We start from the raw sequence: 20,151 nt of genomic DNA, 5'->3' as shown, positions 1-20,151 counted from the left end.
CGTTTTTTCCCTCGATCCTTTCGGGTCGAGGGCGTTCCAGCGCAGGTCCGCAAAGGGATGAAAACTTCGATCGCCACGGTCTCGATCAGCGGCGACTTCCCCGAGAAGCTCGCCGCGATCGCCGCCGCCGGCTTCGACGGCGTCGAGATCTTCGAAAACGATTTCCTGGGCTTCGACGGCTCGCCCGCCGACGTCGGCAACATGGCGCGCGATGCCGGGCTCGCCATCACGCTGTTCCAGCCCTTCCGCGATTTCGAGGGCCTGCCGGAGCCGCAGCGCAGTCGAGCATTCGACCGCGCCGAGCGCAAATTCGACGTCATGCAGGAGCTTGGCACCGATCTGATGCTGATCTGTTCCAGCGTCTCGCCGGTGGCGCTCGGCGGCATCGACCGCGCGGCGGCGGATTTCCGCGAACTCGGCGAGCGCGCGGCAAGGCATGGCTTGCGCGTCGGCTACGAGGCGCTTGCCTGGGGAAAGCACATCAACGACCATCGCGACGCCTGGGAGATCGTTCGCCGTGCCGACCATCCCAATGTCGGGCTTATTCTAGACTCGTTTCACACTCTGGCACGGAAGATTGACGTCGGCTCGATCCGCTCGATCCCGAAGGACAGGATCTTCATCGTGCAACTGGCCGACGCGCCGCTGATCGAGATGGACCTGCTCTACTGGAGCCGGCACTTCCGCAACATGCCTGGCGAAGGCGACCTGCCGGTCAAGGCTTTCGTCGGCGCGGTCGCCGCGACGGGCTATGACGGATACCTGTCGCTGGAGATTTTCAACGATCAGTTCCGTGGCGGGTCGCCGAAATCCATCGCCGTCGACGGCCGCCGGTCGCTGCTTGCGCTGATGGATCAGGTGCGGCGCGACGAACCCGGGCTGGCGCTCGAGATGCCGGAGATGCCGGACCGGGTCGGCGTCGCGGGCGTGGCGTTCGTCGAATTCGCGGCCGACGCCGCTGGCGCCGCCACGTTAGCAGCGCTGCTGCACGCGCTGGGCTTCAAATTGGCGGGACGGCATGTGTCGAAGGATGTCAGTCTCTACCGGCAGGGCGAGATCAACATCGTCGTCAACACCGAGCGCGAGGGTCTGGCTCACTCCTCATTCCTGGTCCACGGGACTTCTGTCTACGCGATCGGCCTCAAGGTCGAGGACGCGAAGGCGACGGTCAAACGCGCGCAGGCGCTCGGCGCCGAGCCGTTCGAGCAGGCAGTCGGACCGGGCGAACTGCAGATTCCGGCAATACGCGGGGTCGGCGGCGGCGTCGTCTACTTCATTGACGGCACGTCGGAACTCTCCAATGTCTGGGACATCGAGTTCCTGCCCGTCGACGACGCCAGTCCTTGCGAGCCCGCTGGTCTGACGCGGATCGACCATGTCGGGCAGACGATGGAGTATGGCGAGATGCTCACCTGGCTGCTCTTCTACACATCGATATTCCGGACCAGGAAGACGCCGATGGTAGATGTCATTGATCCGTCCGGCATCGTCAGGAGCCAAGCGATCGAAAGCGATGACGGCCAGCTGCGGCTGACATTGAACGGGGCCGAGAACCGGCAGACGCTGGCCGGGCGCTTCATCGCCGAAAGTTTCGGCCCGGCCGTGCAGCATTTGGCGTTTCTGACCGGCGATATCTTTGCCACCGCTGCGGCGTTGAGACAAAACGGCTTCGCGCCGCTCGCCATCTCGCCGAACTACTACGACGACGTCGAGGCGCGGTTCGGTCTCGAACCGGATCTCGCCGACCGGTTGCGCGCCGAAAACATCCTCTACGACCGCGACGACAACGGCGAATTCTTCCAGCTCTACGCGCCGACCTTCGGCGAAGGCTTCATCGTCGAGGTGGTGGAACGCCGTGGCGGCTACAAGGGCTACGGCGCGCCCAACGCGCCGTTCCGCATCGCAGCCCAGAAACGGCATCTGCGGCCGAAGGGCATGCCCCACGATTTGCGCCGGTGATGGTCCCATTATGAATTTCGCTCGCATCAAGGGGGTCACGCTGCACTATCGCATCGACGGGCCGTCGGCCGCGCCGCCGCTCGTGCTCGTCAATTCGCTGGGTACCGACGCCCGCATCTGGGACGATTTCATCGCGATACTTGCCGGCCGCTATTGCGTGCTGTCTTACGACAAGCGAGGCCACGGGCTGTCCGATGCCGTGAGCGGCCCCTACCGGCTCGAAGATCATCTCGACGATCTCTTCGGTCTCGCGGATTTCCTCGGTATCGGCGGCTTCGCCCTGGCCGGCGTATCAGTCGGCGGTCTGATCGCGCAAGGAGCGGCTGCCCGCCACGGCGCCCGCATCCGCGCGCTGGTCCTTTGCGATACGGCGGCAAAGATCGGTACCGCCAGTTCCTGGGACGACCGGATCAGGGCGGTGATGGCAGGCGGTACCATCGCCATTGCCGATTCCGTCATGGAGCGCTGGTTCAGCCCGGGATTTCGTCGGGAGCGGCCCGCCGAACTGGCAGGCTGGCGCAACATGCTGGTTCGGGCCGATCGCTGGGGGTATGCGTCGACCTGCTCGACACTTCGCGACACCGATCTGACCGCCGAAACCGCGACCATCGGCGTTCCGAGCCTTGTTCTGGCCGGCGAGCATGATCTCAGCACGCCGCCCGACCTTGTGCGGGAGACGGCGGCGCTAATCCGGGCATCGCGGTTCGAGATCATCCGCGGCGCGGGTCATATCCCGTCGATCGAGCAGCCCGCGGCTCTGGCGGCTCTTGTCACGGACTTCATGAAAGAGGTGGGATATGTCTGAGAAAGCGCCCCTTCGCACACAGGGCATGATCACACGACGCTCCGTACTGGGCGATGCCCATGTTGATCGCGCCGAGGCCGCAAGAACGGACTTCGACTCCGATTTCCAGGATTTCATCACCGAAGGCGCCTGGGGCAGCGTTTGGTCGCGCCCGGGTCTCACTAGGCGTGAACGCTCCATGATCACCATCGCGCTTCTGGCGGCAATGGGACACGATGATGAGGTCGCCATGCATGTGCGCGCCACGATCAATACCGGCACCAGCGCCAGCGATATCCGGGAAGCGCTGATGCATGTTGCCGTCTACGCCGGCGTACCGGCGGCGAACCGAGCTTTCAGGATCGCCAAGCGCGAACTTGGCGGGGACAGGGAGGGCTGATAATGGCTATCCAACCGTTCGCCGGCGGCGAGGGCGGTTTCTACGCCCGCGACCGCGCCTGGCATCCGCCGGTGGCCAGTCCGGCCTACAAAAGCACAACCCTACGCGCGCCGCGGCATGCCCTGCTTTCGCTCGGCCAGACCAGGTCCGAACTCACCGGGCCCGCTTTCGGACACGATATTCTTAATCCGCTCGACAACGACCTGATCCGGAATTTCAGCCAGGATGGTTCAGACGCGATCGGCCAGCGATTGGTCGTCTACGGGCAGATCATGGACGAGAACGCCCGGCCGGTGCCCAATACGCTGGTGGAATTCTGGCAGGCGAATGCCGGCGGTCGCTACCGGCACAAGCGCGAGGGCTATATCGCGGCGCTCGACCCCAATTTTGGCGGATGCGGTCGAGCGATAACCGACGCCGACGGATATTACCACTTTCGGACGATCAAGCCTGGCGCTTATCCCTGGCCGAACGGTGGCAACGACTGGCGGCCGGCTCATATCCACTTTTCGGTGTTCGGTCATGCGTTCGCGCAACGCCTGATCACCCAGATGTACTTTGAGGGCGACCCGATGATTTGGCAGGACCCTATCGCGCTCAGCATTCCGGATCGCACGGCAGTCGAGCAATTGATCGCGCGCCTCGATAGGCATAACACCACGCCAATGGATACGCTGGCCTATCGTTTCGACATCGTCCTCAGGGGTCGGCGTTCGACATTCTTCGAAAACAGGGTAGAGGGCAATTGATGCTCAACAAGCTCCCGCCTCTCAAGGAATCGCCGTCGCAGACGGCCGGACCCTATGTCCACATCGGGCTCACGCCAAGCCTCGAACGTATTACCGAAGCCAATGTCCCCGACCTCGGAGCCGGCCCGGTGCCCGGCTTTGGCCCCCGCATCATTGTCGCCGGCCGTGTCTTCGACGGATCGGCGGCACCGGTGAGTGACGCGGTCGTCGAGCTGTGGCAGGCCGATGCCGACGGCAACCACGGCAACGCGTTCGGCCGCGTCGCGTGCGACGGTACCGGCGCCTACCGCTTCGACACGGTCAAGCCGGGCCGGGTCGGCGGGCCGGACGGCAAACTCATGGCACCGCATTTGACACTCTGGATCGTTGCCCGCGGCATCAATATCGGCCTCCACACCCGGGTCTATTTCGAGGATGAAGCCGAGGCCAACGAGACGGACTTCGTGCTCAATCGGATTATGGACGTGCGCCGCCGCAAGACCCTGATCGCGGTCCGCTCCGACGCGGACGGCAAGACCGTTTACACCTTCGACATCCGCCTTCAAGGCGGCGACGAAACGGTCTTCTTCGACATCTAAGATGATGTGCCGGAGCCTCTCCATTCCGTTGATGCGGTTAAGTGCTCCGCCATGTGTATCGATGTCGGGCTGCGTCTGGAGATCACCTGAATGAAGCCTTCGATGCACGCGCCTCGGCGCCGATTGCTGGACGCGCTTGTTGGCGACGACGGGACCGAAGCGCTGCTCGGCGACGAGGCACAACTCGCAGCGATGCTCGCCTTCGAGCGCGCCCTTGCGGAGGCCGAAGCCGATGCCGGGCTAATCGGAAACGATGCCGCAGTGGCGATTGCCTCGGCGATCGACAGGTTCGCCGTCGATTGGGACGACCTTGCGGCCGGCCTTGCGCAGGACGGTGTGGTCGTGCCGGCGCTGGTGCGGCAGTTGCGCGCCGCGGTCGGCGAACCCCACGGTCACTTCGTCCATCACGGCGCGACGAGCCAGGATGTCATCGACACGGCGCTGGTGCTGCAATTGGCCAAGATCGTCGCACTGTTTCTCGAGCGGATCGCCGTGCTGCAATCGACACTTGCCGCGCTCTCGGCTGCATCCGCAGCGAAGCCGTTGATGGCCCACACCAGGATGCAGGCGGCGCTGCCATTCACCGTCGCCGACAAGCTGAGCACCTGGCTGGACCCTCTCGGCCGTCATCATGCGTCCCTGTCGGGCATTCGGCGCCAGCTGCTGGTCGTTCAGCTCGGCGGACCGATCGGCGACCGGTCGAGTTTCAGTGGAAAGGGCGCTCAGGTTGCCCGAGGATTGGCTCGGCTGCTTGACCTTGGCATTGCGGAGCCGTGGCACGCGACCCGCGATCCGATCGTGGCCTTCGGATCGCTGCTTTCACTCATTACGGGATCGCTAGGCAAGATCGGCGCCGACGTGACGCTGATGACGCAGACTGAAGTTGCTTCGATCAAACTCTCCGGTGGCGGCGGCTCCTCGACCATGGCGCATAAGTCCAACCCGGTGAATGCCGAAGTGCTGGTCGCGCTGGCTCGCTATAACGCTGGCTTGGTCGGCACGCTGCACCAGTCGCTCGTCCATGAGAACGAGCGCTCCGGCGCCGCCTGGACCCTCGAATGGCTGACGCTGCCGGAAATCATAATCGTGACAGGCGCAAGTCTTAGGCTTGCGATACGCCTGGCAAGCCAAATCCACTTCCAGCCATAGTGAAAAGCAAATCGGCAGCGCAATAGTTTGGACATGCCGGCATCGATAGGCGAGGGGATAACCGTCTGCTGCCCGAATATGAAAGTTCCTCCCGCTCATCGTGCTGTTGCGCGGGAGCTCCTATCCTCCATTGGCAGAGTTTCCTAAGCATGCTTCTAGATTCACCAGAGAGTACATCGGTGAGCAGATGAGGTTGCGTGACATTGGATCAAAGGTATCGCTCTGCATTTTACCTGGAAGAACGCTTTCGTTTCCCAGTTCGTCAAAACAAATACCCTGATAGCTTGCGTAGGGAATTTTCGTTGTAAGATACTGAAATTACTTCGCTATCTAGACAGGCAGTCTCTGTTTTCGCTGCTTTTCGCGAAGTTTCCCTGTTTTTCGCCATTTATCAGGGAATTTGGCCGAGACGGGTTCGCTCCGGACTGCTTCCACCACCATTGTCGTTATTTATCAATGCTTTAGCGGTATATTTTGGTTCGGTTAGCCAAGTCATGGCTGGCGAACCTCCGTGCATCGCATTGATATTGTTGATTTATGGTGGGCTTCCGAGACCGCCTTCTTCGGGCAAACCTCGCAATCTCTGGCCGAGGGCGCGGCGCCGCCGAAGTGTCGGTGACGCCTAGGTCCAATAGATCAATCCCCTCGGCTTTGGTCTGATCGGCTTAACATCCGCGCAGCCGCAAAATTTCCGTGCCGCTCGCCGACGTTGCCGAACCGCTCGCCGCGGCGATCGCGCTCACCGACCGCACGCTGGCCGGCAAGATCCGCGCGCATCTGCCGTGCCTGCATGTAGGACTCAAAGCAATCTTGTCCCGAAGGACGAGCCTGCAACGGCTGCGATCTTCGCGAGGAATGATGAGATGAACCGGTCAAGAACATCAGCCCTTCGGGTCAAGATTGTAGGGTTTCCCGGTGCCATCGAGCGAAAGTCTCGGCGATCGCGAGGACCGCAGCATGAATCGGTCCTGCGGTGAGGTTGGGCATAATCGACGCGTCCACGACAAAAAGATTGTCGAGCGCCTTGAGTCGCAGATTTGCATCGACGACAGCGTCCGAGTCCTTACCCATCCTGCAAGTACCGCAGGGATGATGGTGTGTGATGACCGACTGCGCGATGAAGTCGTCCATCTTGGCCGCACTGTTCAGGGTGCCTGGCAGGAGTTCGCGCTCTCGCCAGCCGGCGAGTTCATCTCTATGCCCGATCGTCCGTGCTGCCTCGAGAGCTTGGCGAAACAGCTCGCGGTCCTGACCGGTTTGCAGGTATGCCGGGTCGATGATCAATCGATCACCGAGCTCAGGCCCACTTATTCGCACGCTGCCGCGGCTCGTCGGATGGGTGATCCCGAACAGCAGCGTGTAAGCCGTGCCGGCGGCAGGCGCCTGGAAGCATTCGGACACGATCGGCGCGATGCCGCAACCAACGACTATTTCAGGCCGCCCGGTAGCGGTGAAGTTGTCAGCTCGCATATAGGCCATCGACTCCGAATGTTGGAGGCGCGATGGAGGAACCGGCTCGCGGGCGGCATAGAGGTTGCCGGCACCAAGCAGGTGGTCCTGAAGGTTTCGACCGATTTCAGGCATATCGATCAAGCAGCCAACGCCCGCGGCATCGAGCACATCGTGCGGACCGATACCCGAACGCATCAGCAAAGCCGGACTTTCCAGCGCTCCGGCACAAAGTACAATTTGATCCGCAAAGACTTCGACCGAACCCTGTCGCCCTACGACCTCGAGGCTGCGAACCTGATTGCCCTCCAAGTTGAGCCGCCGCACCCGGGACCCCGTAAGGATGGTTAGGTTCTTGCGACCTCGAACCGCCTTTGTGAGCCAGGCGTCCGCCGTCGTAACCCGCCGCCCGTCGCGAATGTTCAAGGAGTTCGGGGTGACACCGATCATCTCTCCGCTGTTGTGGCCCTCAAGGCGAGGCAGACCTAACGCTGCGCCTGCCTCGATGAAGGCACGAGCAAGCGGGCTTACTTCGTCCGCCGGTAAATGGATCGGCAACGGCCCGCCCTTGCCGTGAATGCCGTCGCCACCAAGCGGGTGGTTTTCGATAGCCTGGAAAACGGACAGCAGTTCATCCCAACTCCATCGGCGATCCCCAGTCGCGTCGACCCAAGCCTGGAAATCGGAAGGATGACCGCGCATGTAGCCCATCGCGTGCAGGCAACTCGAGCCGCCGATCAACCGCCCGCGCGCCCAATGATGCACCCGGCCTGCGGTGCCGGCTTGCGGCTCCGTGCGATAGTCCCAATCGTAGCTGCGGCCCTGAAGCGTCGGCCAGGCAGCGGGGTTCCAGATGTCGGGGTCTGCCGCCTCTTCGCCTGCCTCGATCAGCAGAACGCGACTGTCCGGCTCTTCACTCAGTCGCGCGGCAAGCAACGTGCCGGCCGACCCACCGCCGACGATGACGATATCGGAATTCGGTTTGCGCTCAACATTGGCCCTGGTCATCATCGCTCCATCTGCCACTTGCTGGCTTCGATAGCCGGCATGTCTGACACCGACATGGTGAAGACCGCGCGCACTGATCTGCGTTCGGCAGATACCCGATCCGAAACGTCATGAAGGACTTCGAGTCTTCAGGCGGAACTACAGTCTCGAAGCGCTCAAATCCCGTTATCCATGGATATCTTCGCTGCCGCTTTCGCCTTCAAGACATGCTGTTTCGAGGCTTTGCGGGCGGCTTTCTCATCGCCGGCGGCGATGGATTCGAATATCTCCCTCATCTCCGCCAGGCTGCTTTGTGCTCTGCCGTCCAATGACATCGATCGTCCGCGAAAGAAGCTTATCCTGGCCACCAGACCGCGATGCACTTCCTCCAGGATCGGATTCCCGCAATTCGCGAGTATGATTGAATAGAAGTCTGCGGCGGTCATGACCTGCGCCAGGCTGTCATTGCTGGATGCCGCTTCTTCGAATGCGGAAAGAGATTTCTCAAGTTCACGCAACTGTTCCGGGGAAATTCTCAAGGCGCATCGTCCCGCTGCCTCGACTTCCAACAGCTCTCGAACCTCGTAGATGGCGGTTGCCACCTCCCACGAAAGTGCCGGTATCGACGGCCCGCGGTTGGGTACAATCTCGATCAGGCGCTCGGCCTCAAGACTGCGCAAAGCCTCCCTCAGCGAGGGGCGGCTGATGCCGAGTTGGGTGCACAGTTGACTTTCGACAAGACGGCTTCCCGGCTGGAACAACCCGGAGAAGATCGCGAGCCGCAATTTGTCGACGGTCTCCCGTTGCACGGTCCGTGGCGAAATTCGCAAATTCAAATCTGGAGGCATCGATAACGTCTCATGGGCTTTTGAGTCGCAAGCTGAAGCAGCATACGCCACGCTGTGGAAATTTGACAGCAGGATAGTCAGATTGTCAAATCTGAAGATTGCAAGAATGTCAGACAATCGGCTTGACGCGACCCCAGCTTATATGATCCTTTTGCAGGAGACGGGCAGCGGAGGCGAGGATCATGGACATGGCGGCAGACATACCTTCCGACCACTTCATCTCGCGACGCATCGACACTGGCCGCATCACCTTGAACGTGCGCGAGATGGGCAACGGCCCATTGATGCTGTTCTTCCACGGCATCACCTCCAACTCTGCCGTCTTCGAGCCGTTGATGGCCCGACTCTCGGATCGGTTCACGACGATTGCGGTTGACCAGAGGGGGCATGGCCTCAGCGACAAACCGCAAACCGGCTACGAGGCGAATGACTATGCGGACGACATCGCCGGCCTGATACGCACTCTCGATCGAGGCCACGCCGTCCTCGTCGGACATTCGCTTGGTGCTCGAAATTCGGTCGCGGCCGCGGTGAAATACCCGGATTTGGTGCGGTCCGTCGTTGCAATCGACTTTACGCCATACATTGAGACCGAAGTGTTGGACGCGTTGGAATTGCGAGTGAATGCGGGGGACCAGCTTTTCGAGAATGTAAAGGCCGTCGAAGCATACCTCGCCGGCCGCTATCCGAATATCCCGGCCGACGCCATCAAGATCAGGGCTGAAAGCGGGTATCAGCCGGTCGACGGCGGATTGCGTCCATTGGCCTCGCCCGCGGCCATGGCGCAGACCGCCAGAGGCCTGCGATCGGACTTGGTGCCGGCCTACCGGGACGTGACAAAGCCAGTCCTCATCGTGCGAGGCGAGACGAGCAAATTGGTTTCGGCGGCGGCGCTGGCGAAGACGAGTCGGCTGCGGCCTGATCTGCCTGTCGTCGTCGTTCCGGGCGCCGACCATTACGTCAACGAGGTCTCTCCCGAGATCACGCTGAAAGCCATCACCAACTTCATAGACGCCTGACGGCCAAGCGCGCCGTCTTCTTGTACGCAGCAGGATCCAGACAATGGCCAACGTAAACAATACTTCGGGCAAAACGCGTCGTGCCGAGGTCGCCGGTGGCGGCTTTGCCGGCCTGACAGCCGCCATCGCTCTCAGGCAGAACGGTTGGGATGTCAGGCTGCACGAAAAGAGCTCGGAGCTCCGGGCATTCGGAGCGGGCATCTATCTCTGGCACAATGGCCTTCGCGTGCTCGAAGGGCTGGGCGCCTTGGACGATGTTCTCCTGGGCTCACACACGCCTCCGACCTACGAGACCTGGATGCATAACAAGTCGGTTTCCAAGGAGACGTTCAACGGTCTCCCCTGGCGCATCATGACTCGCAGCCACCTGCACGATGCCTTGGTCAACCGGGCCCGTGCCCTGGGTGTCGACATCCGCGTCAATTCCGAAGCAGTCGCCGCCGATCCGGACGGACGTGTAACCCTCCAGAGCGGCGAGGTTCTCGAAGCCGACCTGATCGTCGGCGCTGATGGCGTTGGCTCCAAGGTCAGGGATTCCATCGGCTTCAAACAGGATCGATGGGTTTCAAAAGATGGTCTCATCCGACTGATTGTCCCGCGCATGAAGAAAGATCTCGGTCATGGCGAGTGGGACAATACCATTGACATGTGGAACTTCTGGCCGCGTGTTCAGCGCATTCTCTACTCGCCCTGTAATGAGAATGAGCTCTATCTGGGCCTCATGGCTCCGGCCGCCGATCCTCGCGGATCAAGCGTTCCGATCGATCTCGAAGTCTGGGTCGAGATGTTTCCTTTCCTGGAGCCATGCCTGATCGAAGCGGCGAAGCTGAAAACCGCTAGGTACGACAAGTACGAAACCACGAAGCTGGACAGTTGGACGAGAGGCAAGGTTGCGCTTGTGGGCGATGCCGCACACGCAATGTGCCCGGCTCTTGCGCAGGGCGCCGGCTGTGCGATGGTCAACGCCTTCAGCTTGTCCCAGGAACTTGAGGAAGGCTCCTCGGTCGAGGACGCGCTGGTCGCGTGGGAGAAGCGCATTCGCCCGATCACGGATCGCTGCCAGGCCCTGTCTGGCGACTATGCGGCGAACCGCTCGCTCTCGAAGGGAAACATGTTCACGCCGGCTGCACTGGAAGCTGCCCGGTACGATCCGCTGCGCCGGGTCTACTCATGGCCGCAGTAGCTTCGGACAAGCCGGTCAATGAATTAATTGGCGCGTGCAGAAGCTGCGCGCTCCCTTCAGGAGATGAAGATGAACTATTCCAGTGAAGTCGAAAGAGACTATGATGTCAGGGGATGGTACTCCTCAGTCCAGGAAAGCCGGCATGACGGCGGCAAACCTGGCGAAACCCTCGTCAAAGTCGCGACAGGCGTTGTTATACGCAATCCGTTCGCCGGAAAGTTCGTCGCCGAACTGTCCGATCTGACAAATCCGAGTTCAGCCATCGGTCATGCGCTTGGCGAGCGAGCCGTGGCGCTGCTCGGCAACAGGCCGGTCGAAAGCTATGGCAAAGGCGGTATCGCAGGCACGGCCGGCGAACAGGAACATGTCGTTGCCTGCATCACCACGGTATTCGGAGATCCGCTGCGGCAGCAGGTGGGCGGTGGCAAGGCCTGGATCTCGTCGGTGAGCAAGGTCGCTGTCGCCGGCACTGCTATCGACATCCCGCTCGCCCACAAGGACGAACTCTACATCCGTTCCCACTATGATGCCGTCACCTTTTCCGTGCCGGATGCCCCGCGCCCGGACGAGCTTTTGATCTGCGTCGCCGTCGCATCGGGTCCGCGCGTGCATCAGCGCGTCGGCGGCAAATCCGTCGCTGACCTCAAGGCCGCCGCCGTCTAGTTCGATCGAAATTGGTGAAAGGACGAAGTTTCCATGCCGCTTAATATCAAGGACTTGAAGATCACCTCGTCGGATTTCCAGCCGCTCGGGAAATTGCGCGACGAGCACGCTGGCGACAAAGGCAATGTATTGCCAAAGCTAAAGGTTAGCGGCGTCCCGGCAGGAACGACAGAGCTCGCCGTCATCTGCCACGATCCGGACGCGCCATTGCCCAACGGTTTCACGCACTGGGTCGTCTACGGCATCGATCCGTCGACCACCGACCTCTCGGACGCGCAGGAAAAGTTTCGCGTTGGCCCCAACGGCGCCGGCGGCATGCAATATTACGGGCCTCAGCCGCCCGCTGGCCATGGAGAACATCACTACTACTTCTGGGTCTATGCCCTGGACACGAAGGTCGAAGGGACGCCCACCAGGGAGGAGTTCCTCCAGAAATATGCCGGAAATGTCATCGAGCAAAACCGGATCGTCGGCATCTACGAAAACAAGTGAATTCCCGCATCGGCGATCAATAACAACAATAAATATGATCGCAGATGCCATGCAATGGGAGAATTTGAAAATGACAGAGAATAACTCCGCTCACGACAAGATTTTCGAGGAGCTGGTTACGGCCACGAAAATCCTCATAAACGAAGGGATCATGGATACATTCGGCCATATCAGTGCCCGTGTTCCGGAGGATCCTCAAAGCTTCTTCCTGGCGCAGAAGCTTGCTCCGAGCGTGATAACGGTCAATGACATCCAGCGCTTCAACCTTGACGGTGAGACGTCAGACAACCGCCCCTCCTATCTGGAGCGCTATATCCACAGCGAAATCTACAAGGCGCGTCCCGACGTTCAATGCGTGCTCCACACCCATTCTCCGGCTGTCCTGCCTTACTGCTTCGTCGACCAGCCGCTTCGGCCAGTCACCCATATGGGCGCTTTTCTCGGCGATGCCGTTCCCGTCTACGAGATCCGCGACAAGCACGGGGACGACACGGATCTCTTCGGTGGCAGCCCGAGCGTCTGCCGGGACATCGCCGAAAGCCTCGGAAGCTATCCTGTCGTTCTCATGGCGCGTCATGGCGTCGTCAATGTGGGCAATTCCGTCAGGGAGGTTGTCTTCCGAGCCTTCTATCTCGAGCAGGAAGCGGCAGCGCTTACGGCCGGCCTGCGGATCGGCACGATCAAGTATCTGTCGCCGGGCGAGATCAAGACGGCGGGAAAGCTTGTCGGCGCGCAGATCGATCGAGGATGGGATCACTGGTCGCAGCGTCTCAGGCAGGCCGGCCTGGCTTAGTGCCGCTGCCTTGAAGATTACCCGGAGCGTCCTGGTCTTTTGCCAGGATTTTCCAGGCTCGGTTTCAATAGTTCCCTGACGCAGGAGCGTCAGACGAAGGCAATGAAACACACCATGCCGCACGCGGAAAGTTACGATTACATTATCGTCGGGGCCGGATCAGCCGGTTGCGTGCTCGCCAACCGGCTGAGTGCCGACCCGAGATGTTCGGTGCTGTTGCTGGAGGCCGGCGGCTGGGACCGCGATCCCATGATCCATATACCGCTTGGATGGGGTAAGATCCTGACCGAGCGGCGCCATGACTGGATGTATTTCTGCGAGCCGGAAGACAATGTGGGCGGACGCAGGGTCGAGTGCGCGCGCGGGAAGGTTGTCGGCGGATCATCGTCTACCAACGCCATGGCCTATGTGCGGGGAAATCGCGGGGACTACGATCGTTGGGCAGCCACAGGGCTCAGCGACTGGTCATATGACAAGGTCCTGCCGTATTTCCGCAAGCAGGAAAGCTGGGAAGGCGGAGAGAACCAATATCGTGGCGGCAACGGTCCGGTCAGCACCCAATTCTGCCGCTACAAGGACACGCTGATCGACGCCTTTGCGCAAGCCAGCGTGCAAGCAGGCTATGCGCAGACGAACGACTACAATGGCGAGCGGCAGGAAGGTTTCGGCCGCCTCCAGATGACGATTTCAAAAGGCCGGCGCTCCTCGACTGCGTCAGCCTATCTGCGGCCGGTGCTGAAGCGGCCCAATCTGACCGTTTTGACGGAAGCGAGCGCAACGAAGATCGTGCTGGAGGGTGCCCGCGCCACCGGCGTCACCATCAACCATCGCGGGGGCGAACGCGCGATCGTCGCCCGTAAGGAAGTGCTGCTTGCCGGCGGTGTGATCAACACGCCGCAACTCATGATGCTGTCGGGCATAGGGGCGCAGGATGAGCTTGCCGCGCATGGTATCCAGACGCGGGTCAATCTGCCGGCGGTCGGCAAGAACCTGCAGGATCACGTCTCGGTCATCCTTATGTACCGGCGCCGGGCTCCGGGCGGCCCTTTCCTGCGCAACATGCGTGCCGATCGGATTGGTTTCGATTTCGTCAAGACCTACCTGACGGGACGAGGTTTTTCGGGGGATGTGCCCGGCGGGGTTGTCGCCTTCCTGAAGAGCGGCCCGGAGCGGCCGTTGCCCGATGTGCAATTGCTCTTCACGGCGGCTCCGCTCGCCGCATGGCCATATCTCAAGCCGTTCAAGGCGCCTTTTGCGGACGGCTTCGCGACCCGGGTCGTGGCGACACAACCTGAAAGCCGGGGAGCGGTGAAACTGGCATCGGCCGATCCTTCCGCGGCGCCCCTGATCCACCAGAATTTCCTCGCCTCGCCGAAGGATTGGGAGTCCCTTCGGGCCGGCTTCCGGGTGGCAAGGGATCTCGCGGCGCAGCCCTCCATGCAGCCCTTCATCGAGGCGGAGTTTTTTCCTGGTCCGAAGTGCCAGAGCGACGACGAGATCGACGAGCATATCCGCAAGACCTCCATCACCGTGCATCATCCGGCCGGAACCTGCCGGATGGGCGCCGACGCTGTCTCGGTCGTTGACCCGGAATTGCGGGTTCGCGGCGTCGAAGGCCTGAGAGTGGTGGACGCTTCCGTCATGCCCGACCTGGTCTGCGGAAACATCAATGCGGCAGTGATCATGATTGCCGAGAAAGCCGCTGACTTCATCGCCAGCTCAAAACAAAGCGGGACAGTGCAATGATCCGACGTATCGCCATCATCGGTATGGGTACGATGGGGCCGGGCATGGCCGCCCGGCTCGCCAGAGGCGGCCTGCAGGTCGTCGCCTACGATGTTGCCCCGGCAGCGATCGAGCGCGCGCGATCCATGCTGAGCGTGGCCGAGACCGTTCTCGACGCCTTGGCTATCGCCTCACCGCCGGCCGGCGTCGGAACGGTTCGCTTCACCGATGATATCGGCGATGCGGTATCCGGTGCCGACCTCGTCATCGAGAACGTTCCTGAAAACATTTCGGTCAAGGCCGATGTCTATCGCAAGATCGATGGCCTGATAGAATCGGACACGATTGTCGCGTCCGACACGTCGGGTATCCCGATCACCAAGCTGCAGGCGCATATCTCGCATCCCGAGCGGATGGTGGGCATGCACTGGTCGAACCCGCCGCACATCATCCCGATGATCGAGGTGATCGGCGGCGAGAGGACCGCGCCGCAAACCGTGGCGACGGTCCGCGACCTGATCCGCTCGATCGGCTTGCTGCCGGTGGTGGTGAAGAAGGACGTTCCCGGCTTCGTCGAAAACCGCGTGCTCTATGCGCTGCTGCGAGAGGCGGTCGACCTTGTCGAGCGCGGCGTCATCGATCCGGAAGATCTGGATACCTGCGTGTCATGGGGCATCGGCTACAAGATCGCCGTGATCGGTCCGATGGCGCTGCTCGATATGGCGGGCCTCGATATCTACAAGTCCGTCTCGTCCTTCCTCAACGCGGATCTCTCCAATCGGGACGATGTCGCGCCCATGGTGCTGGAAAAGACGAACGCGTCGAAGTTCGGCATCAAGTCGGGCGAGGGCATGTTCTCCTATACGCCCGAGCAGACCAAGGCGCTGCAAGGCGAACGGGCGCGCAAACTCGTCGCGGTGCGGCGTATCCTCGAAGGCCGGGGGTAGCCAATGGTTCATCGTGATCACAAGGCCGGCTGGGTTGGGGAGTTCGTAACGGCGGCTGTTGGTGCCAAGCGCGCCCTCACGGACCGGACGGTGCGGCCACGGTTGACGACAGCGCATGGGGTGGCAAGCCATGCGCGTTGAAACCATTCGAGCAGCCGGCGGCGGCCGGCCGGCCCATATCCGCCATGACGACCTGATCTCCGCCAAGGGCGTTTCGGTGGTCATGGCCAGGCAGCTGGTTCTGCAGAATATCGATCTTTCGGTACCGAAGGGGTCGTTTGTCTCCCTTATTGGTCCTTCCGGTTGCGGCAAGAGCACCTTGCTCAAGGTTCTGGCCGGGCTTGTAAATCCGACGAGCGGCAGCGTTTCGATCGCCGGGCTTTCGCCGGTCGAGGCGGCGCGCAAGCGAATGATCGGCCTCGTTTTCCAGGACGCCAACCTGCTTCCCTGGAAGAATGCCGTCGACAACGCATCGATGCTGCTTGGCATCGCCGACAAGTCGCTCTCGCGCGCGGATTTGCGGGCGCGCGGGCAGGAGATGCTGGAACTGGTGGGATTGGGCGACAGCGCCCACAAGCGCCCCCATGAATTGTCCGGCGGCATGCGCCAGCGCGTCGCTATCGCGCGGGCCCTGGCGCTCGATCCGGCGGTGCTGCTGATGGACGAGCCGTTCGGCGCGCTCGACGCCATTACCCGCGATTCGATGGGCCAGTCGCTGCTGGAGATCTGGCAGCGCACCGGCAAGACCATCGTACTCGTAACCCATTCGATAGACGAGGCCATTCACCTGTCGCGCCATGTCCACGTGATGGGGATCAAGCCTGGGCGGATCACCGAGAGCCTCGACATTGGTCTGCCCTATCCGCGCGATCTGTCGGTGGCGGAAGATCCGGAGTTCGTCAGGCTGGCGGTTCAGCTGCGGACGATGCTGCGCGCCAGCCATCAACCGGGAGGTGTGTCGTGAGCGATCAAACTGTCGCCAATTCCTCCGGGTCGCGGCTTGTATCAAGCTGGGGTGCCGCAACACGCAGCTGGCTTCCAGCGGTCATCCTTCTGCTGGCAACGATCGGGATATGGGAAGCCGTGGTGCGGATTTTCGCCATATCCGCCTTCATCATTCCCGCCCCATCCGAGATCGCGCGATCGCTGGTCGCGCAATGGGGAACGCTGATGCAGGCGACACTGGTGACGGCGGGCGAGATCCTGTTTGGCTTCCTTGTCTCTGTCGTGGTCGGCATTGCCATTGCGCTGGTCATCGTGCGCTTCGACTGGCTGGGGCGAGCGCTTTATCCGCTGGTGGTGCTGTTCCAGAACGTGCCCAAGGTGGCCTTGGCGCCGATCTTCATCCTCTGGTTCGGCTATGGGCTCGCGCCCAAGATCGGCCTGATCCTGGTCATCGCCTTCTTCCCGGTGACATTGTCGATGCTGGCGGGCATGCAGTCGGTCGATCGATCGCTGCTGTCGCTGATGAATTCGGTCGGAGCCAGCCGCACGCAGATCCTGTTCAGGATTCGCGTTCCGCATTCGCTGCCGAACCTGATGGCCGGAACCAAGATTGCCGCGACGCTCAGCGTCATCGGCGCAATTGTCGGCGAATTCGCCGGCGCCTCGGATGGGCTCGGCTATGTCATCCAGTTCGCCTCGACCCAGCTCGACACCGCGCTGGTCTTCGCGGCCCTGCTCCTCGTTTCGGTTCTGGGCATCGCCTTCTACTACGCAGCCGAAGTTCTCGAACGCATCATGGTGCCATGGGCACCGAAATTCAGCCACGCCTAGGTTCCCTAGGACAGTCAACGACAGGAAGGATCGATCAATGCTGAGACGCTCACTCATCAAGGCAGCCACGCTTGCAGCGTTTGCCGGCGCGCTTGGCTTCTCCGGCGCAGCACTGGCGGCGGACAAGGTCAACGTCCAACTCGACTGGGTGGTGCGCGGTAATCACGCTATGTTCTTCGTAGGTAAGGAAAAGGGCTTCTTCGCCAAAAACGATATCGACGTCGCCGAGATCCGCAAGGGCTCCGGTTCACCCGACGCAATGCGCTTCGTGGGCAACGGTACTGCTGAATTCGGCTTCGGCGATTTCCCTACGCTTGCCGTTGCAAGGTCCCAGAATGTTCCAGTCGTAGCGTTGGCGGCGGTCAACCAGCAGTCGCCACTGGGCATTATCTCGCTCGCCAAGACGATCAAGCTGACCAAGCCGTCCGACCTCAAGGGCCTGACCATCGGCATCCATCCGGCCGGCTCCACTTACATTTTCTTCAGGGGTTTTCTTGCCGCCAACGGCATGAGCGAGAAGGATATGACGCTCAACAGCGTCTCACCACCTTACGAAAGCTACCTGCTGCTCGGACGTGTGCAGACGGTGGTCGGCTATCTCGATGCTGAAGTTCCCGAACTTGAAGCCAAGGCCGGCGGTCCGGGTTCGCTAAGCATCATGCTCGGTGCCGACCACGGCTGGAAAGCGTACGGCTCGGGGCTGTTCACGTCCGAGGAGATGATCAAAGACAAGCCTGATGTCGTGCGCCGGTTCGTGAAGGCCTACAGGGAAGCTTTCGACTATGTCGCTGCTCATCCGGAAGAAGCTGCCGAGATCACGGCCAAGGCTGTTCCGGGCTATGCGGAAAAGAAGGACGTCCTGCTGGCCCAGCTCAAGGCCGACATCGCCTCGACGTTCAACAGCCCAGCGACGAAGGAACACGGGCTTGGCTGGATGACGAAGACGCAGTGGGAGGAAACGCTGAAGACGCTCACCGATCAGGGCGTGCTCAAGACGGCTCTCTCGGCGGACGATGTCTTCACCGACAAGTTCCTGGCAAAGAAGTAAGAGGCGCGTGGTGTTGGGGCGGGCAAGTCGATGAGCGCCTACCGGCAGACCAGACTGTCCTGCCCCATGGCGCAGGATACGGCGCGTTCGCCTTTCGCCGCGTCGGTGCGGTCGAGCGTGATCTGCACGCGTGTGGCATATGCACGACCCGACAGGCCGCACCACAGCCGCTCGACGGGCAGGTTCTCGCGCTTGTCGTTGAGGATCGTGAACGTGCCCGTCTTGGGGTCGAACCAGAGTTCGAGGCGAGCGCTCTTGCCCGGCTCGACCGTCGCGATCCCGGCCGAATACCAGTGGGCGAAGTCGGCATTGCAGGACAGCCCTTCATTGCCCGCATTCGAAATCGTCAACGGCACCATGTCGAGCCCGTCGGTGCCCTTTCGGACGATGACATGGTGCAACTCAACCGCGTTGACGAAGGATGTGAACGCCAGCGCCACAGGGAGAACATAACGAATCTTCACTTTGCCTGAGCTCCACGGATAAATTTTCTTAGGCAATCTACCTCGCATATGCGCAATAACAACAAGAATATTGATTGGTAAATCAAACAGAGAGGGTAAAATGTTAAAGATTCTGAAGAGTAGTGTGAGTGCAGCTATATTGAGCGGCGTCTTACTGGGCAACGCACTTGCCGGCGAAGTCAAGTCGATCGCCATTCTGACGCCTGAAGAGGGCACCGATTATGGCTGGAACCAGCAAGGCATCGACGCCGCCAAGGCGGCGGGCAAGGTCGCCGGCGTCGAAGTGGTCGTGGCCCAGGGCCTCGGCTATGGCGACGTTCGCCCGACCTTGCGCGAACTGGCATCCGATGGCGCCAGCCTGCTGATCGCCCACGCCAGCGGTTACAACACTTCGGCGCCTGAAATCGCCAAGGAATTGAAGGTCCCGGTGGCGATCGTCGACACGCCCACCGGCCTGGAGAAGGGCCTCGTCGCCGACTACACGCTGAGCGGTCACCAGGGCGCCTATCTCGCCGGCCGTCTTGCCGCCAAGATGTCGCGCTCGAAGTCGGTCGGCATCGTCGTTTCGGGCGAGCCGCCCTCGTGGAACTCGCAGTCGGCTGCGTTCGCGCAGGGCGTGAAGGCCGAGAACCCGGACGTCAAGATCACCTATGCGGTGATCGGACCCGCCGCCTATAGCGACGCAGCCGGCGGCAAGCGCGTCACCGAAAGTGTGATCGCGTCGGGCGCCGACATCATCTTCGGCCAGGGCAACGGCTCGAGCTTCGGGATGCTACAGGCGGTCGAGACGACCAAGGCAGGCGACGGCGGCAAGGTCTATTTCATCGACGTCATCGGCGACAAGACGCCGATCGACAAGGGCTTCCTGCTTTCGTCGGTGGTCTGGAACATTGAACCGGTCTATGCGGCGATGATCGCCGACCTGAAGGCCGACACGTTCGGCACCAAGAGCTACTCGATCGGCCTCAAGGACGATTCGGTCAAGCTTCTGAAGACCGCTGCGATCCCGGACAATGTCTGGACCGAGATCCAGGCACTGCGCGACGACGTCATTTCCGGCAAGATTCCGGTCGAGCCGGTCTATGATGCAGCGGCCGTCAGGGCGCTGATGACCAGCGTCGCCCAGTAGGGCGATCAA

Annotated in this window: 21 protein-coding genes; 18 read left to right on the top strand and 3 right to left on the bottom strand. The window is 61.4% G+C overall.

Translation table 11 applies throughout. From position 1 onward, the window contains the following. Positions 1-57: 57 nt before the first annotated feature. The 7 genes from OHD62_RS31585 to OHD62_RS31555 all read left to right on the top strand — a co-directional run bounded on the left by OHD62_RS31585 (position 58) and on the right by OHD62_RS31555 (position 6,486). A complete protein-coding gene (locus OHD62_RS31585) occupies positions 58-1,959 on the top strand; it encodes a bifunctional sugar phosphate isomerase/epimerase/4-hydroxyphenylpyruvate dioxygenase family protein (protein WP_263791103.1) in 1,902 nt (633 codons plus the stop codon). Positions 1,960-1,969: 10 nt separating this feature from the next. Then, positions 1,970-2,764: a 3-oxoadipate enol-lactonase gene (gene pcaD / locus OHD62_RS31580; protein ID WP_263791101.1), complete on the top strand. Its 795-nt coding sequence runs from the start codon at positions 1,970-1,972 to the stop codon at positions 2,762-2,764. Then, the gene (gene pcaC / locus OHD62_RS31575; RefSeq protein ID WP_263791099.1) at positions 2,757-3,143 is read left to right on the top strand and encodes a 4-carboxymuconolactone decarboxylase; all 387 of its coding nucleotides are present in this window, start codon (positions 2,757-2,759) and stop codon (positions 3,141-3,143) included. The genes pcaD and pcaC overlap by 8 nt, the downstream gene beginning before the upstream one ends. A gap of 2 nt (positions 3,144-3,145) precedes the next feature. After that, positions 3,146-3,892 (top strand): protocatechuate 3,4-dioxygenase subunit beta, encoded by a 747-nt coding sequence (gene pcaH / locus OHD62_RS31570; RefSeq protein ID WP_263791097.1) that lies wholly within the window; start codon positions 3,146-3,148, stop codon positions 3,890-3,892. Further along, positions 3,892-4,470, top strand: a complete 579-nt coding sequence (pcaG, locus tag OHD62_RS31565; RefSeq protein WP_263791095.1) for a protocatechuate 3,4-dioxygenase subunit alpha — start codon at positions 3,892-3,894, stop codon at positions 4,468-4,470. Before pcaH ends, pcaG begins: the two co-directional genes overlap by 1 nt. A gap of 90 nt (positions 4,471-4,560) precedes the next feature. Continuing rightward, positions 4,561-5,619, top strand: a complete 1,059-nt coding sequence (locus OHD62_RS31560) for a 3-carboxy-cis,cis-muconate cycloisomerase (RefSeq protein WP_263791094.1) — start codon at positions 4,561-4,563, stop codon at positions 5,617-5,619. Positions 5,620-6,312: 693 nt separating this feature from the next. Beyond that, entirely contained in the window at positions 6,313-6,486 is a 174-nt protein-coding gene (locus tag OHD62_RS31555; protein WP_263791091.1) for a hypothetical protein, read from the top strand. Between the two features lie 27 nt (positions 6,487-6,513). Here OHD62_RS31555 and OHD62_RS31550 read toward each other — a convergent pair whose 3' ends face one another. Both OHD62_RS31550 and OHD62_RS31545 read right to left on the bottom strand, forming a co-directional pair. Then, entirely contained in the window at positions 6,514-8,076 is a 1,563-nt protein-coding gene (locus OHD62_RS31550; protein WP_263791090.1) for a GMC family oxidoreductase, read from the bottom strand. 155 nt (positions 8,077-8,231) lie between these two features. Continuing rightward, positions 8,232-9,020: a GntR family transcriptional regulator gene (locus OHD62_RS31545; RefSeq protein WP_263791087.1), complete on the bottom strand. Its 789-nt coding sequence runs from the start codon at positions 9,018-9,020 to the stop codon at positions 8,232-8,234. Between the two features lie 65 nt (positions 9,021-9,085). On the opposite strand from OHD62_RS31545, the gene OHD62_RS31540 reads away from it, so the two are divergent. The 10 genes from OHD62_RS31540 (at position 9,086) to OHD62_RS31495 (ending at position 18,549) form a co-directional block, all read left to right on the top strand. After that, complete coding sequence (locus OHD62_RS31540) at positions 9,086-9,922, top strand: alpha/beta fold hydrolase (RefSeq protein ID WP_263791085.1); 837 nt, start codon at positions 9,086-9,088, stop codon at positions 9,920-9,922. Positions 9,923-9,965: 43 nt separating this feature from the next. After that, entirely contained in the window at positions 9,966-11,105 is a 1,140-nt protein-coding gene (locus OHD62_RS31535; protein WP_263791083.1) for an FAD-dependent oxidoreductase, read from the top strand. A gap of 69 nt (positions 11,106-11,174) precedes the next feature. Then, positions 11,175-11,768 (top strand): amino acid synthesis family protein, encoded by a 594-nt coding sequence (locus OHD62_RS31530; RefSeq protein ID WP_263791082.1) that lies wholly within the window; start codon positions 11,175-11,177, stop codon positions 11,766-11,768. A gap of 33 nt (positions 11,769-11,801) precedes the next feature. Then, on the top strand, positions 11,802-12,260 hold the full coding sequence (locus tag OHD62_RS31525; RefSeq protein WP_263791080.1) for a YbhB/YbcL family Raf kinase inhibitor-like protein: 459 nt from the start codon (positions 11,802-11,804) through the stop codon (positions 12,258-12,260). 70 nt (positions 12,261-12,330) lie between these two features. Then, entirely contained in the window at positions 12,331-13,053 is a 723-nt protein-coding gene (locus OHD62_RS31520; protein ID WP_263791078.1) for a class II aldolase/adducin family protein, read from the top strand. Positions 13,054-13,167: 114 nt separating this feature from the next. After that, a complete protein-coding gene (locus OHD62_RS31515) occupies positions 13,168-14,799 on the top strand; it encodes a GMC family oxidoreductase (RefSeq protein WP_263791076.1) in 1,632 nt (543 codons plus the stop codon). After that, positions 14,796-15,725, top strand: coding sequence for a 5-formyl-3-hydroxy-2-methylpyridine 4-carboxylate 5-dehydrogenase (gene fhmpcd1, locus OHD62_RS31510; protein ID WP_263791074.1), 930 nt, complete (start codon positions 14,796-14,798; stop codon positions 15,723-15,725). The genes OHD62_RS31515 and fhmpcd1 overlap by 4 nt, the downstream gene beginning before the upstream one ends. A gap of 130 nt (positions 15,726-15,855) precedes the next feature. After that, positions 15,856-16,689, top strand: coding sequence for an ABC transporter ATP-binding protein (locus OHD62_RS31505; RefSeq protein ID WP_263791072.1), 834 nt, complete (start codon positions 15,856-15,858; stop codon positions 16,687-16,689). Next, entirely contained in the window at positions 16,686-17,501 is an 816-nt protein-coding gene (locus OHD62_RS31500) for an ABC transporter permease (protein ID WP_263791070.1), read from the top strand. Before OHD62_RS31505 ends, OHD62_RS31500 begins: the two co-directional genes overlap by 4 nt. Before the next feature lie 37 nt (positions 17,502-17,538). Further along, positions 17,539-18,549: an ABC transporter substrate-binding protein gene (locus OHD62_RS31495; protein ID WP_263791069.1), complete on the top strand. Its 1,011-nt coding sequence runs from the start codon at positions 17,539-17,541 to the stop codon at positions 18,547-18,549. 38 nt (positions 18,550-18,587) lie between these two features. Here OHD62_RS31495 and OHD62_RS31490 read toward each other — a convergent pair whose 3' ends face one another. Beyond that, on the bottom strand, positions 18,588-19,013 hold the full coding sequence (locus OHD62_RS31490) for a hypothetical protein (protein WP_263791067.1): 426 nt from the start codon (positions 19,011-19,013) through the stop codon (positions 18,588-18,590). A gap of 124 nt (positions 19,014-19,137) precedes the next feature. Here OHD62_RS31490 and OHD62_RS31485 point away from each other — a divergent pair, with 124 nt between their 5' ends. Beyond that, complete coding sequence (locus tag OHD62_RS31485; protein ID WP_263791065.1) at positions 19,138-20,142, top strand: putative B6 ABC transporter substrate-binding protein; 1,005 nt, start codon at positions 19,138-19,140, stop codon at positions 20,140-20,142. The last annotated feature ends 9 nt before the right edge of the window (positions 20,143-20,151 follow it).

The organism is Mesorhizobium sp. YC-39 (genome assembly GCF_025753795.1).
In the GTDB taxonomy this organism is placed as follows: domain Bacteria; phylum Pseudomonadota; class Alphaproteobacteria; order Rhizobiales; family Rhizobiaceae; genus Mesorhizobium.
This window is presented reverse-complemented; position numbering and strand designations above follow the sequence as displayed.

Excerpts from the sequence above, each read along its gene's own strand:
- OHD62_RS31585 (WP_263791103.1), top strand. The coding sequence starts at position 58 with ATGAAAACTTCGATCGCCACGGTCTCGATCAGCGGCGACTTCCCCGAG.
- OHD62_RS31560 (WP_263791094.1), top strand. The coding sequence starts at position 4,561 with ATGAAGCCTTCGATGCACGCGCCTCGGCGCCGATTGCTGGACGCGCTT.
- OHD62_RS31505 (WP_263791072.1), top strand. The coding sequence starts at position 15,856 with ATGCGCGTTGAAACCATTCGAGCAGCCGGCGGCGGCCGGCCGGCCCAT.
- OHD62_RS31550 (WP_263791090.1), bottom strand. The coding sequence starts at position 8,076 with ATGACCAGGGCCAATGTTGAGCGCAAACCGAATTCCGATATCGTCATC.
- fhmpcd1 (WP_263791074.1), top strand. The coding sequence starts at position 14,796 with ATGATCCGACGTATCGCCATCATCGGTATGGGTACGATGGGGCCGGGC.
- pcaC (WP_263791099.1), top strand. The coding sequence starts at position 2,757 with ATGTCTGAGAAAGCGCCCCTTCGCACACAGGGCATGATCACACGACGC.
- pcaD (WP_263791101.1), top strand. The coding sequence starts at position 1,970 with ATGAATTTCGCTCGCATCAAGGGGGTCACGCTGCACTATCGCATCGAC.
- OHD62_RS31535 (WP_263791083.1), top strand. The coding sequence starts at position 9,966 with ATGGCCAACGTAAACAATACTTCGGGCAAAACGCGTCGTGCCGAGGTC.
- OHD62_RS31540 (WP_263791085.1), top strand. The coding sequence starts at position 9,086 with ATGGACATGGCGGCAGACATACCTTCCGACCACTTCATCTCGCGACGC.
- pcaH (WP_263791097.1), top strand. The coding sequence starts at position 3,146 with ATGGCTATCCAACCGTTCGCCGGCGGCGAGGGCGGTTTCTACGCCCGC.
- OHD62_RS31520 (WP_263791078.1), top strand. The coding sequence starts at position 12,331 with ATGACAGAGAATAACTCCGCTCACGACAAGATTTTCGAGGAGCTGGTT.
- OHD62_RS31495 (WP_263791069.1), top strand. The coding sequence starts at position 17,539 with ATGCTGAGACGCTCACTCATCAAGGCAGCCACGCTTGCAGCGTTTGCC.
- pcaG (WP_263791095.1), top strand. The coding sequence starts at position 3,892 with ATGCTCAACAAGCTCCCGCCTCTCAAGGAATCGCCGTCGCAGACGGCC.
- OHD62_RS31525 (WP_263791080.1), top strand. The coding sequence starts at position 11,802 with ATGCCGCTTAATATCAAGGACTTGAAGATCACCTCGTCGGATTTCCAG.
- OHD62_RS31530 (WP_263791082.1), top strand. The coding sequence starts at position 11,175 with ATGAACTATTCCAGTGAAGTCGAAAGAGACTATGATGTCAGGGGATGG.
- OHD62_RS31515 (WP_263791076.1), top strand. The coding sequence starts at position 13,168 with ATGCCGCACGCGGAAAGTTACGATTACATTATCGTCGGGGCCGGATCA.